This window comes from Xanthomonas cannabis pv. cannabis, from assembly GCF_000802365.1.
GTDB classification, from domain to species: Bacteria; Pseudomonadota; Gammaproteobacteria; order Xanthomonadales; family Xanthomonadaceae; genus Xanthomonas; species Xanthomonas cannabis.
The window spans coordinates 1-12,738 of sequence record NZ_JSZE01000103.1; the positions used below are offsets into that span (position 1 = coordinate 1).

The window sequence follows — 12,738 nt, forward strand, 5'->3', positions numbered from 1 at the left end:
TGGCCAGCAGTGCCAAGATCCGACGAGGCAAGCGGTGCGCCGGCGGCAGGGAATGGACTCTCAAAAACAACGCCGATGCCTCTCGAAGACGGATGGACACAGCGCTCGACCAAGGCGTCTTGTCGCGTAACTGCTGCGTCAAGCGGGATCGGACTTGCGCACTCCTGCTGCGCTGCGAGCAGCCGGAGCGCGCAATGACGCCATGTTTCAGAACACCAGCTGCGAGAAACTCTCCACGCGCTGGTGGCTGCCGACATCGTCGGCCGAGCGCGGCGTGGGATAGTCCTCCAGGCGGTCCAGCAACGCGGTGCGCATGCCGGCGCGCTTGGCCGCGTCGAGTTCTTCGATCACATCCGACAGGAACAGGATCTCCGGCCCAGGCACGCCGATGCGCTCGGCAATCCGGCGGTAGCTGGCGCTCTCGCGCTTGGGCCCCACCTCGGTGTCGAACCAGTCGGTGATCAGCCCGCTCAGATCGCCGGCGTCGCTGTGCGCAAAAAACAGCTTCTGCGCCGGCACCGAGCCGGACGAATACACGTACAGCGGGATGCCTTGCGCATGCCAGGCCTGCAGCTGGATCGCCGCATCGGCGTAGATGTGCGCGGTGAAATCGGCGGTCTTGTAGCCATCGCCCCAGATCAGCCCCTGCAGGGCCTTGAGCGCGGTGTGCTTGCGGTCCTCGTCGATCCAGGTCTGCAACGTAGTGATCAGCACGTCGTCCGGCACGTCCTCGCCGATTTCGTCGGCCACCTGGTTGAGCCAGTGGCGCACCTGCGGATGATTGCCGTGCTCGCGTACATACGCGGGCATGGCGCGACGTGCATACGGAAACAGCACGTCCTTGACGAACGAAATGCTGCTGGTCGTACCTTCGATATCGGTGAGGATCGCGTGCGGTCGTGTCATCGTCAGCTGGCCTTGTGAGGTTTCTCGGGGGCGTAGCGGGGGAATTGTTTGGCGATTTCGGTGCCGGTGAAGTGGCCGACCCAGCCATCCGGCTCGGTGAAGAAGCGGATCGCCACGAAGTGCGGCTCCGGCCCCATGTCGAACCAGTGCAGGGTGCTGTCGGGCACGGCGATCAGATCGTCCTTGACGCACTCGATCTCGTAGACCTTGTCGTCCACATGCAGCGTAAACAGGCCCGAGCCGGCGACAAAGAAGCGCACCTCGTCTTCCTTGTGGAAGTGCTCGTCCAGGAACTTGGCGCGCATTTCCTCGCGCTTGGGGTTGTCCGGCGCGATGCTCACCACGTCCACGGTCTTGAAGCCGCGCTCGGCACTGATGCGGTCGATGTCGGCGCGATAGGCCGCCATTACCTGTTCGGGCGTGGCGCCCGGTTCCACCGGTTCGCTGGCGTGCCAGCGCTCGAAGGTGACGCCGATCTTGACCAGCTCGGCGGCGATCGCATCGCCGTCGCGGCTGTCGAATTCCGGGGTGGTCGGGTTGGTGTCGGCGAAGATACGCAGTCGGCTCATGGCGGTCTGGCTCACGAATGGGGGACGGACGATGATCAGCGCGGGCCGCGCAGTTTCAGCAGTTCGAGCTCGCAATGCAGCAGAAATTCGAACGCCTCCAGATGACGACGTGCCTCGGCCATGTTGCGGCCCCACGCATACAGCCCGTGTCCTTCGATGAGATACCCCCACATGCTCTGTTTGTCCAGCAAGGCCTCGACCTGCGCGGCCAGCACCTGCATGTCCTGGGTATTGGCAAATACCGGCACCTCCACCGCGGTTTCGTGGGTGGTGTTGCCGTCGAAGGCCTTGAGCAACTCGTAGCCTTCCAGCCGGATCACGCCGGGGCCGGCATACAGGCGCGAGGCGATCGTCTGCACCGGCGAATGCGTGTGCAGCACGCAGCCGATCTCCGGAAACCGGCGATACAACTGCGTGTGCAGCAGGGTCTCCGCGGACGGTCGCAGCGGACGGCCGACGGCCTGGCCATCGAAGTCCACCACCATGATGTCTTCCTCGACCAGGCGGCCCTTGTCGCGGCCGGACACGGTGATGGCGGCGTGCTGTTCGTCCAGGCGATGGGAGAAGTTGCTGCTGGTGGCGGGTGTCCAGCCGGCCTGGGCCAGCTCGCGGATATTGCCGATCAACAACTGCGCCAGCTCGTGCAGACGGGCGGCGCTATAGGGCAGGGGGGCAGTGGTCGCATTCATGCGGCTATTCTACTGCCCCACCGGATTACGGTCAGGTGCAGCGCAGCAGGATGCGTTGCTGCCACGCCCGGGGTGCGAATGACTGACAAATCAAACGCTGGGTCGGTCGAGGGCGCGGTGCCCTCACCGCCCGCGGGACACGCCGTGAACCCGTCACTGGGGCCCTGCAGCCAAGTTGCAGATCAGCAGATCAGGGGCCTGCGACCAAGTCACGGATCAGCCGCCCAGGAGCCGAATACCTGTCACCCGCGCTGCCATACATCGGCGGGCGGCCGTTCGTCACTGGCTGCTGGCGCGCGCGTGCTCAGCGACCGTCGCGCAGGCGACTGTGACGGTAGCCGTAGCCGAAATAGACCACCAGCCCGACCAGCGTCCACAGGCCCATCAGCATCCAGTTGTGCAGCGTCATTGCCGACAGCAGTGCAAGGCAGCTCAGCACGCCGGCACTGCAGATCAGCCACGCCGCCGGCATGCGGAACGGGCGCGGCAGCTCCGGGTGGGTGCGGCGCAGGATCAGCACGCCGGCGCAGACTGCGGCAAAGGCGATCAGCGTGCCCATCGAGGTCAGCTCGCCCAGCACGTCCAGTGGGAACACGGCCGCCAGCACGGCGATGCCGACACCGGTGATGATGGTGTTGATATGCGGGGTGCGGTACTTAGGATGGATACGGGTGAAGATCGATGGCAACAATCCGTCGCGCGCGATGATCATGAAGATGCGCGGCTGCCCGATGATCATCACCAGCACCACCGAGGACAGCCCGATCAACGCGCCCACTTCGACCACCACGCGCAACCAGGCCAGCTGCGGATGCGCTGCTACTGCGGTCACCACCGGCTCGTCGGTGCCGAGCAGCGTATAGGGCACCAGGCCGGTCATCACCGCCGCCATGGCGATGTAGAGCACGGTGCAGATCAGCAGCGACAGCATCATGCCGATCGGCAGGTCACGTTGCGGCCGGTGCGATTCCTGCGCGGCCACCGACACCGCTTCGAAACCGATATAGGCGAAGAACACCATCGCCGCACCGCGCAGCACGCCTTCCATGCCGTACTTGCCCGGGCCTTCGTTGGCCGGGATGAAAGGATGCCAGTTGGCGGTATCGACGTACTTCCAGCCCACTGCGATGACCAGGATGATCAGGCCGGTCTTGAGGATGACCATCGCCATGTTCATTGCCGACGACTTGCGGATGCCCACGTAGCACAGCCAGGTCAGCAACAGCACGATGCCGGCGGCCGGCAGGTTGGCGATCGCACCGGTGGGCTGCAGCTTGCCGTCCAGCGGTGCACTGACCAGCGCGGCCGGCAGGTGGATGTCGAAGTGTTCCAGCAGGCTGAGGAAGTAGCCGGTCCAGCTGACCGCCACTGCCGAGGCGGATACGCCGTATTCCAGTACCAGCATCCAGCCGATGAACCACGCCGCCAGCTCGCCGAAGGTGGCGTAGGTGTAGGTGTAGGCGCTGCCGGACACCGGCACCATCGCTGCGAATTCGGCATAGGCCATGGCGCAGAACGCGCAGCAGATCGCCGCCAGCACGAACGACAGCACGATCGCCGGGCCGGCATGGTCGGCCGCAGCCTGGCCGGTGATGACGAAGATGCCGCCGCCGATCACCGCGCCGATCCCGAGTGCGGTCAGCCCCCAGGGGCCGAGCGCGCGTTGCAGGCCCAGCCCGTCGGCCGCCTCATGGCTGGCGTGCGGGTGTTTGGTGGCCCAAAGTTGTTTGAACATGCAGCAGTTCCGGCTTGGCGCTGAGCGCGATCATTGAACGAGAAGACCGGCGCTGTGCGCCGGTCTTGAGAGAGCGTCAGGCCCGCTTGGCCAGACGACTGTTGTGGATGCCGTAGCCGAAATAAATGCACAGGCCGATCACGGTCCAGCCCACGAACACCTTCCAGTGCTCCTGGAAGGCCTGGAAAAACAGGAACAGACAGGCCAGCGCCCCCAGCGGGCAGATCACCATCGCCAGCGGCACCCGGAACGGGCGCGGCAACGCCGGCTTGGTGAAGCGCAGCACCATCACCCCGGCGCACACCGTGGCAAAGGCGAGCAGCGTGCCCATCGAGACCAATTCGCCCAGCACGTTCAACGGGATCACGCCGGCCAGCAGTGCAGCGACCACACCAACGAAGAGCGTGCCGACATAGGGCGTGTGGAACTTGGGGTGCACCTTGCCGAACAGCTTGGGCATCAGCCCATCCTTGGCCATGGTGTAGAAGATGCGCGGCTGCGCCATCAGCATCACCAGCACCACCGAGGACAGGCCGGCGATCGCGCCAATCTCCACCGCGGTCTTGAGCCAGGTCAGTTGTGGGTGCGCTTCCAGCGCGGTGGCCACCGGCTTGGCGGTGCCCAACTGGGTGTACGGCAGCAGGCCGGTCAGCACCGCACAGACGATGATGTAGATGACGGTACAGATCGCCAGCGACACCAGAATGCCGATCGGCATGTTTTTTTGCGGGTCCTTGGTTTCGCCGGCGGAGGTGGAGACCGCATCGAAGCCGATGTAGGAGAAGAACACGATCGACGCCGCGCGGAACACGCCGTCCCAACCGAATTTGCCCGGACCGGCGTTTTCGGGGATGAAGGGATGCCAGTTGGCGGGGTCGATGTAGGCGATGCCGAAGCCGACGAACAGGCAGATCACCACCACCTTGATCGCCACCACGATCGCATTGGCAAATGCAGACTGGGTGACGCCGACGTAGCACAGCATGCTCACCGCAGCGACGATCAGCACCGCCGGCAGGTTGACGATATTGCCGGAACTGACAAAGCCGTGGCCGTCCCAGGCCAGTGGCGCACCCGCCAGTTCCGCAGGGAACGGCAGGCCGAGCGTGCCGGTCAGGAAGCTGATCAGGTAGGCGGACCAACCGACCGCGACGCTGGAGCCGGCAAATAAATACTCCAGCACCAGGCACCAGCCGATGAACCAGGCGATGCCCTCGCCGAGCGTGGCATATGAATACGAGTAGGCGCTGCCGGAGACCGGCATCATCGCCGCGAACTCGGCGTAGCACAGCCCGGCGAATGCGCAGGCGATGCCCGCAAACACGAACGACAGCATCACTGCCGGGCCGGCGTGATTGGCCGCAGCCTGGCCGGTCAGCACGAAGATACCGGCGCCGATGACCGCGCCGATGCCGAGCATGATCAGGTGCTTGGCGGTGAGGGTCCGTTGCAGCGTGGCTTCGCCTTGCAGGCTGCCTTCGACCGGTTCGCCCGCATCGACGCGTCCGGCGGGCTCGATCGGTTTGACCCTCAACAGAGATTTCAGCATTCGGTACGTCCCCAAGTGGCAAAGCGAAGGCGCACGCGCCCGGGCGAAGGTGTGTGCCGCCCCGAGGGACAGGCAAGCGGCCTACCTTGCCAAAGCTGCACGCTCACGACAAGCACGTACGCAGCATGAATGGCGATAATGGCCGCTTGGCCGACGGGCGACCGGGAACGAGAGATGGTGGATGCAACCCTGCGGCAGCAACTGGCTGCCTACCGCGCACGCTGGCCGGACGAGGCCGTTGTGGCCGACCAGTTTGCGCAGCTGCTGGACGATGCCAGCGATCCGTTCGTGCGCGAACGTGTCGAAGGTCATTTCACCGGCTCGGCCTGGGTGGTCAGCGCCGATGGCAGCCGGACCCTGCTGACCCACCACCGCAAGCTGCAGCGCTGGCTGCAGCTGGGCGGGCACGCCGACGGCGACCGCGATCTGGCCCAGGTGGCGCTGCGCGAGGCGGAGGAAGAATCCGGGCTCAGCGGCTTGCGGCTGGCGGACACGGCGCTGTTCGATCTGGACCGTCACTGGATCCCGGCACGCGGCGAGGTGGCCGGGCATTGGCACTTTGATGCGCGTTACGTGGTGATGGCCGGCGCGGACGAGGCGTTCGAAGTCAGCGAAGAATCGCTGGCACTGGCGTGGCGCCCGATCGTCGAGCTGCTTGCAGAACCGGAGCTGGATCCGTCGCTGCGGCGCATGGCCGAGAAGTGGATGGCCCGAGGCGTGTGATGGGTGCTGAGGGTGTGCGCCCTCATCCGCCCTGCGGGCACCTTCTCCCGCACGCGGGAGACGGGAGTAAGCGGGAGACCGATGACCTGCACTTTCTTTCTCCCGCACGCGGGAGAAGGGAGTAAGCGGGAGACCGATGACCTGCACTTTCTTCTCCCGCAAGCGGGAGAAGGGAGTAAGCGGGAGACCGTTGACCTGCACTTTCTTCTCCCGCACGCGGGAGAAGGGAGCAAGCGGGAGACCGTTGACCTGCACTTTCTTCTTCCGCACGCGGGAGAAGGGAGTAAGCGGGAGACCGATAACCTGCACTTTCTTCTTCCGCACGCGGGAGAAGGGAGCAAGCGGGAGACCGATGGCCTGCACTTTCTTCTCCCGCTTGCGGGAGAAGGTGGCGCAAAGCGCCGGATGAGGGCGCTCGCGCAACAACAGATCAATACAAAATCCGCGTCCGCAATGTCCCGTCGATCAACGCCAGGCCTTCCTTCAACGCGGTGGCTTGCGCCTCGCTGGCGCTCACATCGATCACCACATAGCCGACCTTGGGGTCGGTGCGCAGGAACTGGCCGTCGATGTTGACGTTGTGACGCGAGAACAGCTCGTTGATCTTGGACAGCACGCCCGGCACGTTGCGATGGATATGCAGCAGGCGCAGGCTTTCGGGATGCTCGGGCAGGGTGACTTCCGGGAAATTCACCGCCGACAAGGTGCTGCCGTTGTCGCTGTAGCGCACCAGCTTGGCAGCGACTTCAATGCCGATATTGTCCTGCGCTTCCAGCGTGCTGCCGCCCACGTGCGGGGTCAGGAACACGTTGTCGTGCGCGATCAGTGGCGATTCGAATGCATCGCCATTGCCCTTGGGCTCGATCGGGAACACGTCCACTGCTGCGCCACCGATCTGGCCTGAGGTGAGCGCCGCATCCAGCGCGGCAATGTCGATGACGGTGCCGCGCGAGGCATTGATCAGATGCGCGCCGGGCTTCATGCGGGCGATTTCCGCCGCGCCGATCATGTCCTTGGTGGATGGTGTCTCGGGCACGTGCAAGGTCACCACGTCGGCGCGGGCCAGCAGGTCGTCCAGGTCGATCGCCGCGCGCGCGTTGCCCAGCGACAGCTTGGTTTCGATGTCGTGGAAGACCACCTGCATGCCCAACGATTCGGCCAGCACGCCTACTTGCGTGCCGATGTGCCCGTAACCGACGATGCCCAGCACCTTGCCGCGGGTTTCGTGGCTGCCGGCCGCCGACTTGGACCAGCCGCCACGGTGGCATTCGGCATTTTTCTGCGGAATGCCGCGCAACAGCAGGATCGCCTCGGCAATCACCAGCTCGGCCACGCTGCGGGTATTGGAGTAGGGCGCATTGAACACCGGGATCCCGGCCAGCTCGGCGGCATCCAGGTCTACCTGATTGGTGCCGATGCAGAAACAGCCCACCGCGATCAGCCGCTTGGCGTGCGCCAGCACCTCGGCGCTCAGCTGGGTGCGCGAACGGATGCCGACGATGTGCGCCTCGGCGATGCGCGCAATCAACTCGTCTTCCGGCAACGACTTGGCGTGCAGTTCGATCTGCGAGTAGCCGGCGGCGTGGAATACATCCACCGCGGTGGGGCTGATGCCTTCCAGCAACAGCACGCGGATGTCCTGCTTGGGAAACGAGGTTTTCTTCGGCGACATGGGGGAGCGCAATGCAGCAATCGGGTCGGCAACTATGCCAGATGGGCTGCCCGATGGGGCGCTGGCCATGCGGTGTCTGTGCGGCGCCAGCCCTTGCGCTACAACGGTTTCAGCTGAATCCAACACGGCCCCGGCGCAGCGCATCGCAACTGGACGAGGCCGGCGCACACTGGCACGCTGTGCGTTTCTTACTGCCGCGCCGCGTGCCATGACCGACCCCCGCATTGTTTCGTTGCAACAGGCCGTGCCGGCCCTGCGCCTGAAGACCGAGCCGGCCGACCTGGAACATTACGGCCGCGACTGGACGCGGCGCTGGACGCCCAACCCGCTGGCCATCGCGCTTGCGGGCTCGGTCGATGAGGTGCAGGCGGTGGTGCGCTGGGCCAATGCGCAGGGCGTGGCGGTGGTGCCATCGGGCGGCCGCACCGGGCTGTCCGGCGGCGCGGTGGCCGCCAATGGCGAACTGGTGCTGAGCCTGGAGCGCTTGAACAAGCCGCTGGACTTCAACCCGGTGGACCGAACGCTCACCGTGCAGGCCGGCATGCCGCTGGAAGCGGTGCAAAACGCCGCGCGCGAACAGGGTCTGGTGTACCCGGTGGATTTTGCCGCACGCGGCTCCTGCTCGATCGGCGGCAATATCGCCACCAACGCCGGCGGTATCCGGGTGATCCGCTACGGCAACACCCGCGAATGGGTGGCCGGGCTGAAAGTGGTCACCGGCGGCGGCGAGCTGCTCGAACTCAATAACGCGCTGGTGAAAAATTCCAGCGGCTACGACGTGCGCCATCTGATGATCGGCTCCGAGGGCACCCTGGGCATCGTCGTCGAAGCGACGCTGCGGCTGACCGACCCGCCGCAGCCCAGCAATGTGATGCTGCTGGCGCTGCCCTCGTTCGAGGTGCTGATGCAGGTATTCGCAGCGTTTCGTGCGCAGCTGCGCCTGGAGGCCTTTGAGTTCTTTACCGACCGTGCGCTGGAACACGTGCTCGCGCATGGCGCGCAGGCGCCGTTCGCCGAGGTTCACCCGTATTACGTGGTCACCGAGTTCGCCGCCGGGGACGAAGTGCAGGAAGCGGCGGCGATGGCGGCGTTCGAGACCTGCATGGAACAGGGCTGGGTCAGCGACGGGGTGATCAGTCAGAGCGATGCGCAGGCCGCGCAGCTGTGGCGGCTGCGCGAGGGCATCACCGAGGCCGTGGCGCGCTATACCCCGTACAAGAACGATGTGTCGGTGCGCATCTCGGCAATGCCGGCGTTTCTGGCCGAAACACAGGCCTTGCTCAGCCAGGCGTACCCGCACTTCGATGTGGTGTGGTTCGGCCACATCGGCGATGGCAACCTGCACATCAACGTGCTCAAGCCCGACGACACCAGTCAGGCCGATTTTGTCGCCGCCTGCGATCAGGTCACCAAGGTGCTGGCGCATGCGCTGCAGCGTTTTGGCGGCAGCATCTCTGCCGAGCACGGCATCGGCCTGGTCAAGAAGCCGTATCTGTGGAGTACCCGTTCAACTGCGGAGATCGCGCTGATGCGCGGCATCAAACATGTGCTCGATCCTCATCTTTTGCTGAATCCCGGCAAGCTGTTCGACATGGACGACGCGCCCGGCGTCACGCACGCCGGTTAGTCTTTCGGCACCTCACATGGAATCGACATGCCAATGATGCGCTCTCTGATGTTTTGTGCGTTGACCCTGCTGCCGCTGGCTGCAGCCGCCTCCAGTCTCGCCGGCACGTCGGCCGGCGCATCGTCGGCCGGCTCGTCCAATAGCAGCAGTTCCGGCGACGACAAGGTGGTGGCCGACGCGCGCGAAGATGCGGCCGGCTTCGTTGCCAGCGATGGCGCCATCCGCGGCGCGCGCCTGGAAGCGGCGTTGCTGCAGCTGCGTAGCCGCAGCGATGCGGCACGTCTGTCCAGCGACCTGGAATTGGCTCAGTCCATTCTGGCGCAGTGAGTCGTCGCCGCCGGTGCGGTTGGCTGTGGCTGGCCGCAGCATTCGTACCGGCGGCGTACGGCCAGTCACAGCGCGCTCCGGCGCTGCAAATTACCGTCGTGCCCGCGGACCTGAGTCCGGAGCAACGCGATGCCAGCCAGGCGCTGGTCCAGCAGGTCGTGCAGCGCCTGCCGCAGGGCTGGGCGCAACGCCCTGCAGCGCCCATCCAGCTGCAATGGCGCCGCGATCTGCCTGCACGCGTGCATGGCCGCGCCATCGGCAACCACATCCTTCTCGATCGCGCCTTGCTGCAGTCGTGGAGTGCGCAGCCGGCACGTGAGCGCGCCGATGTGACCGCACCGGCCACGCGCGCCGCCATGGCGGCGTTGATCCACGAGTTGGCGCATGTACGCGACCGTGGCGCGGGCAGTGCGTTGTCACGTGACCCCCGCTTGCGCGATCTGGCCGGCTGGCAGGTGCGGCCATGGCGGGTTGGACGCGGCGCAAACCACTTCAGCGACCGCAGCCCCGACGCTTACGAGCGGCATAGCCCAGCAGAGTTCGTCGCGGTCAATCTCGAACATTATGTGCTGGACCCGGACTATGCCTGCCGGCGTCCCGCGTTGGCGGCGTGGTTGTCCGAACAGGTGGGCCCGCCGCAGAACGTCGCATCGTGCGCGCCGACGCTGCCCTACCTGCAGGCCAACAACGATGCCGGGGCGATGTCGCTGCTGAGTCTGGATCCTTCGCGCGTGTATGCGGTGGACTACCTGCTGGCCGAAGGTAACCAGCAGCCGATGAGCCGTTGGGGCCACAGCATGTTGCGGCTGGTGATCTGCGCGCCCGGTCGCGTGCCCGGGCCGGATTGCCGGCTGGATCTGCAGTACCACCGCGTGCTCTCGTTCCGCGCGTTTGTGGGCGATGTGCAGATTTCCAGCTGGCGCGGGCTGACCGGGTCGTATCCGTCGCGGCTGTTCGTGTTGTCGCTGAACCAGGTCATCGACGAGTACACCAAGGTGGAACTGCGCGCGCTCTCGTCGGTGCCGCTGGCGCTGACGCCCGAGGAGATCGCCGCGCTGCTCACGCGTGCAGCGCAGGTGCACTGGAGCTACGACGGGCGCTATTACTTCGTCGGCAACAACTGCGCGGTGGAGACTTACAAGCTGCTGCACGACGGCGTGCCGCGTCTGGGGGCCGCCGATCTGGCGTCGATCACGCCGCGCGGCGTGCGCCAGCGCCTGCAGCGCGCCGGTATCGCCGATATCGGGGTGTTGGATGACCACGCCCAGGCAATCCGCCGCGGCTATTACTTCGAGTCGGCGGCCACGCATTATCAGGCCATGTTCGAGGTGATCCGGCGCGGCATCCCGGTGCCGCAGACCAGCGTGGCGCATTGGCTCGATGCACGACCCGCCGCACGCGCGCAGTGGTTCGACCAGGGCGGCCTGCGCGAAACCGCAGCGGCGCTGTTGCTGGAGCAGGCGGCACTGCGTCGGCAGGAGTTGCTGGCGCGCGATGCACTCAAGCGGTTGCTGCGCCCTGGCGTGGCCGACCGCGCAAGGGTGCAGGACCAGCTGCACGCAGTATTCGCGCAGCAGGCGCAGTTCAGTCGCCCGGCGACGCTGCTGGCCAGCTCCGGTTATGGGCTGCCGCAGACGGACGAACAGCGGCAGCTGGCAGAGCGCGTTGCGCAGGACAGCGGCGTATTGGTCGATGGCTGGAAGCAGCTGCAGCGCTTGGGCCGCCAGCACTTGCCGGCCAACTTGCGCAGTGGATTGGAGCAGGGTGAAGCGAACGTGGCACGTTTGCGTACGCGCTTGCGTGAGCTGGCGCGCGGTCATGCGGCTGCCGACAACGTGCAGTCGGACATGCGCACGCCTCTGCAGGTGCAATAGCGAACCAGGCTACGCAAAGGGGGCGTAGCAGAGCCCCCCTCCCGTCGGGAGAGGGGTTGGGGTGAGGAGGACAATGTCCCGAGGGGAGAAGGGATGCTTCAGCCGGCTGGTTGCAGATCCGCTTGCTCTGCATACTGGCGCAGCCATTCGCTGATGCGCGCGTCGTTGCGGTACTGCTGCATCAGCTTTGCAAGCCGTGCCGGTGCCGGTGCGCAGAATTGCGCCACGGCGACTTCGATTTCATGGCGGCGGTCGGCGTCATACGGTTCCTCGCCGGCGAAGTGCTCGCACGTGTCGTAGTCGTCCACCAGCGCACGCACGTCATCGGGCATGCCGCACAGGCCGGCCGGGTGCTGCAGCCATTCTTCCTCCACCTTGGGGTCGGTGCAGGTTGCCGGTGCCGACGCGGGCATCGGTACCGGTTCCGCGGTGCAGGCAGCCAGCAGCCCCAGCGACAGGGCTGCGATCAGGCGCCGCATCAGTCGGCGCGGCCAGCAAATTCGCCCGTGGTGGTGTTGACCAGTACGCGCTCACCGTTGCTGATGTACTCGGGCACCATGATTTCCATGCCGGTGTTGAGCTTGGCCGGCTTGGGGCGCTTGGTGGCGGTGCCGCCCTTCAATTCCGGCGGGGTTTCCACCACTTCCAGGGTCACCGTCTGCGGCAACTGCACGGCCACCGGCTGGTCGTCGATCACCTGCACGTAGATGCCGGTCAGGCCATCGGTGATGTAGCCGGCATCGGTGCCGATCACGTCCGCATCCAGCGTGTACGGGGTGAAGTCTTCGTCGTCCATGAACACGAAGGCTTCGCCATCCTTGTACGAGAACGTGGACAGGCGGCGCAGCAGCTCGACGTCGGGCAGGTTGTCGTCGGCATCGAAGCTGGCGTCCAGCTTGGCGCCGCCGGGCACGCTGTACATGATGAAGCGGAAGCGCACATTGCCGCCGCGCCCCTGCGGCGAGCTGCGCTCGATATCGCGGATCTGGTAAATGCCGCCGTTGTATTCGACGACGTTGCCTTTCTTGATGTCGTTAGCTTTCATGGGTCAAGTCAGAGATTGGGGA

The 12,738-nt window shown here is 65.6% G+C and carries 12 protein-coding genes; 4 read left to right on the forward strand and 8 right to left on the reverse strand.

Annotation, left to right across the window (positions count from 1 at the left end):
* Positions 1-207: 207 nt before the first annotated feature.
* From mtnC to OZ10_RS16000, 5 genes are all read right to left on the reverse strand, one after another.
* Entirely contained in the window at positions 208-906 is a 699-nt protein-coding gene (gene mtnC, locus OZ10_RS15980; protein ID WP_039410249.1) for an acireductone synthase, read from the reverse strand.
* A 2-nt stretch (positions 907-908) separates the two neighbouring features.
* Complete coding sequence (locus OZ10_RS15985; RefSeq protein WP_039410252.1) at positions 909-1,475, reverse strand: 1,2-dihydroxy-3-keto-5-methylthiopentene dioxygenase; 567 nt, start codon at positions 1,473-1,475, stop codon at positions 909-911.
* 35 nt (positions 1,476-1,510) lie between these two features.
* Positions 1,511-2,164 (reverse strand): methylthioribulose 1-phosphate dehydratase, encoded by a 654-nt coding sequence (locus OZ10_RS15990; protein WP_039410254.1) that lies wholly within the window; start codon positions 2,162-2,164, stop codon positions 1,511-1,513.
* A gap of 304 nt (positions 2,165-2,468) precedes the next feature.
* A complete protein-coding gene (locus OZ10_RS15995; protein ID WP_039410257.1) occupies positions 2,469-3,899 on the reverse strand; it encodes an amino acid permease in 1,431 nt (476 codons plus the stop codon).
* A gap of 76 nt (positions 3,900-3,975) precedes the next feature.
* Entirely contained in the window at positions 3,976-5,448 is a 1,473-nt protein-coding gene (locus tag OZ10_RS16000; RefSeq protein WP_039565835.1) for an amino acid permease, read from the reverse strand.
* 138 nt (positions 5,449-5,586) lie between these two features.
* On the opposite strand from OZ10_RS16000, the gene OZ10_RS16005 reads away from it, so the two are divergent.
* Entirely contained in the window at positions 5,587-6,171 is a 585-nt protein-coding gene (locus OZ10_RS16005) for an NUDIX hydrolase (RefSeq protein WP_039565836.1), read from the forward strand.
* 430 nt (positions 6,172-6,601) lie between these two features.
* Here OZ10_RS16005 and serA read toward each other — a convergent pair whose 3' ends face one another.
* Positions 6,602-7,843 carry a phosphoglycerate dehydrogenase gene (gene serA, locus OZ10_RS16010; RefSeq protein ID WP_039410265.1) on the reverse strand — a complete coding sequence of 414 codons (1,242 nt, stop codon included), beginning with the start codon at positions 7,841-7,843 and terminating at the stop codon, positions 6,602-6,604.
* Between the two features lie 208 nt (positions 7,844-8,051).
* Here serA and OZ10_RS16015 point away from each other — a divergent pair, with 208 nt between their 5' ends.
* From OZ10_RS16015 to OZ10_RS16025, 3 genes are read left to right on the forward strand one after another with little or no spacing between them, the layout of a single operon-like run.
* A complete protein-coding gene (locus tag OZ10_RS16015) occupies positions 8,052-9,470 on the forward strand; it encodes an FAD-binding oxidoreductase (RefSeq protein ID WP_039410266.1) in 1,419 nt (472 codons plus the stop codon).
* 33 nt (positions 9,471-9,503) lie between these two features.
* The gene (locus OZ10_RS16020; RefSeq protein ID WP_039410268.1) at positions 9,504-9,797 is read left to right on the forward strand and encodes a DUF2388 domain-containing protein; all 294 of its coding nucleotides are present in this window, start codon (positions 9,504-9,506) and stop codon (positions 9,795-9,797) included.
* On the forward strand, positions 9,794-11,671 hold the full coding sequence (locus tag OZ10_RS16025) for a DUF7844 domain-containing protein (protein ID WP_039565838.1): 1,878 nt from the start codon (positions 9,794-9,796) through the stop codon (positions 11,669-11,671). The genes OZ10_RS16020 and OZ10_RS16025 overlap by 4 nt, the downstream gene beginning before the upstream one ends.
* 98 nt (positions 11,672-11,769) lie before the next feature.
* Here OZ10_RS16025 and OZ10_RS16030 read toward each other — a convergent pair whose 3' ends face one another.
* Complete coding sequence (locus OZ10_RS16030) at positions 11,770-12,150, reverse strand: hypothetical protein (RefSeq protein WP_039410274.1); 381 nt, start codon at positions 12,148-12,150, stop codon at positions 11,770-11,772.
* The gene (gene yeiP, locus OZ10_RS16035) at positions 12,150-12,716 is read right to left on the reverse strand and encodes an elongation factor P-like protein YeiP (RefSeq protein ID WP_039410277.1); all 567 of its coding nucleotides are present in this window, start codon (positions 12,714-12,716) and stop codon (positions 12,150-12,152) included. Before yeiP ends, OZ10_RS16030 begins: the two co-directional genes overlap by 1 nt.
* Positions 12,717-12,738: the final 22 nt, after the last annotated feature.

Bases quoted from the DNA above. Each gene is read 5' to 3' on its own strand.
- OZ10_RS16020 (WP_039410268.1), top strand. From the start codon at position 9,504: ATGATGCGCTCTCTGATGTTTTGTGCGTTGACCCTGCTGCCGCTGGCT.
- yeiP (WP_039410277.1), bottom strand. From the start codon at position 12,716: ATGAAAGCTAACGACATCAAGAAAGGCAACGTCGTCGAATACAACGGC.
- serA (WP_039410265.1), bottom strand. From the start codon at position 7,843: ATGTCGCCGAAGAAAACCTCGTTTCCCAAGCAGGACATCCGCGTGCTG.
- mtnC (WP_039410249.1), bottom strand. From the start codon at position 906: ATGACACGACCGCACGCGATCCTCACCGATATCGAAGGTACGACCAGC.
- OZ10_RS15995 (WP_039410257.1), bottom strand. From the start codon at position 3,899: ATGTTCAAACAACTTTGGGCCACCAAACACCCGCACGCCAGCCATGAG.
- OZ10_RS15990 (WP_039410254.1), bottom strand. From the start codon at position 2,164: ATGAATGCGACCACTGCCCCCCTGCCCTATAGCGCCGCCCGTCTGCAC.
- OZ10_RS16030 (WP_039410274.1), bottom strand. From the start codon at position 12,150: ATGCGGCGCCTGATCGCAGCCCTGTCGCTGGGGCTGCTGGCTGCCTGC.
- OZ10_RS16015 (WP_039410266.1), top strand. From the start codon at position 8,052: ATGACCGACCCCCGCATTGTTTCGTTGCAACAGGCCGTGCCGGCCCTG.
- OZ10_RS16005 (WP_039565836.1), top strand. From the start codon at position 5,587: ATGGCCGCTTGGCCGACGGGCGACCGGGAACGAGAGATGGTGGATGCA.
- OZ10_RS16000 (WP_039565835.1), bottom strand. From the start codon at position 5,448: ATGCTGAAATCTCTGTTGAGGGTCAAACCGATCGAGCCCGCCGGACGC.
- OZ10_RS15985 (WP_039410252.1), bottom strand. From the start codon at position 1,475: ATGAGCCGACTGCGTATCTTCGCCGACACCAACCCGACCACCCCGGAA.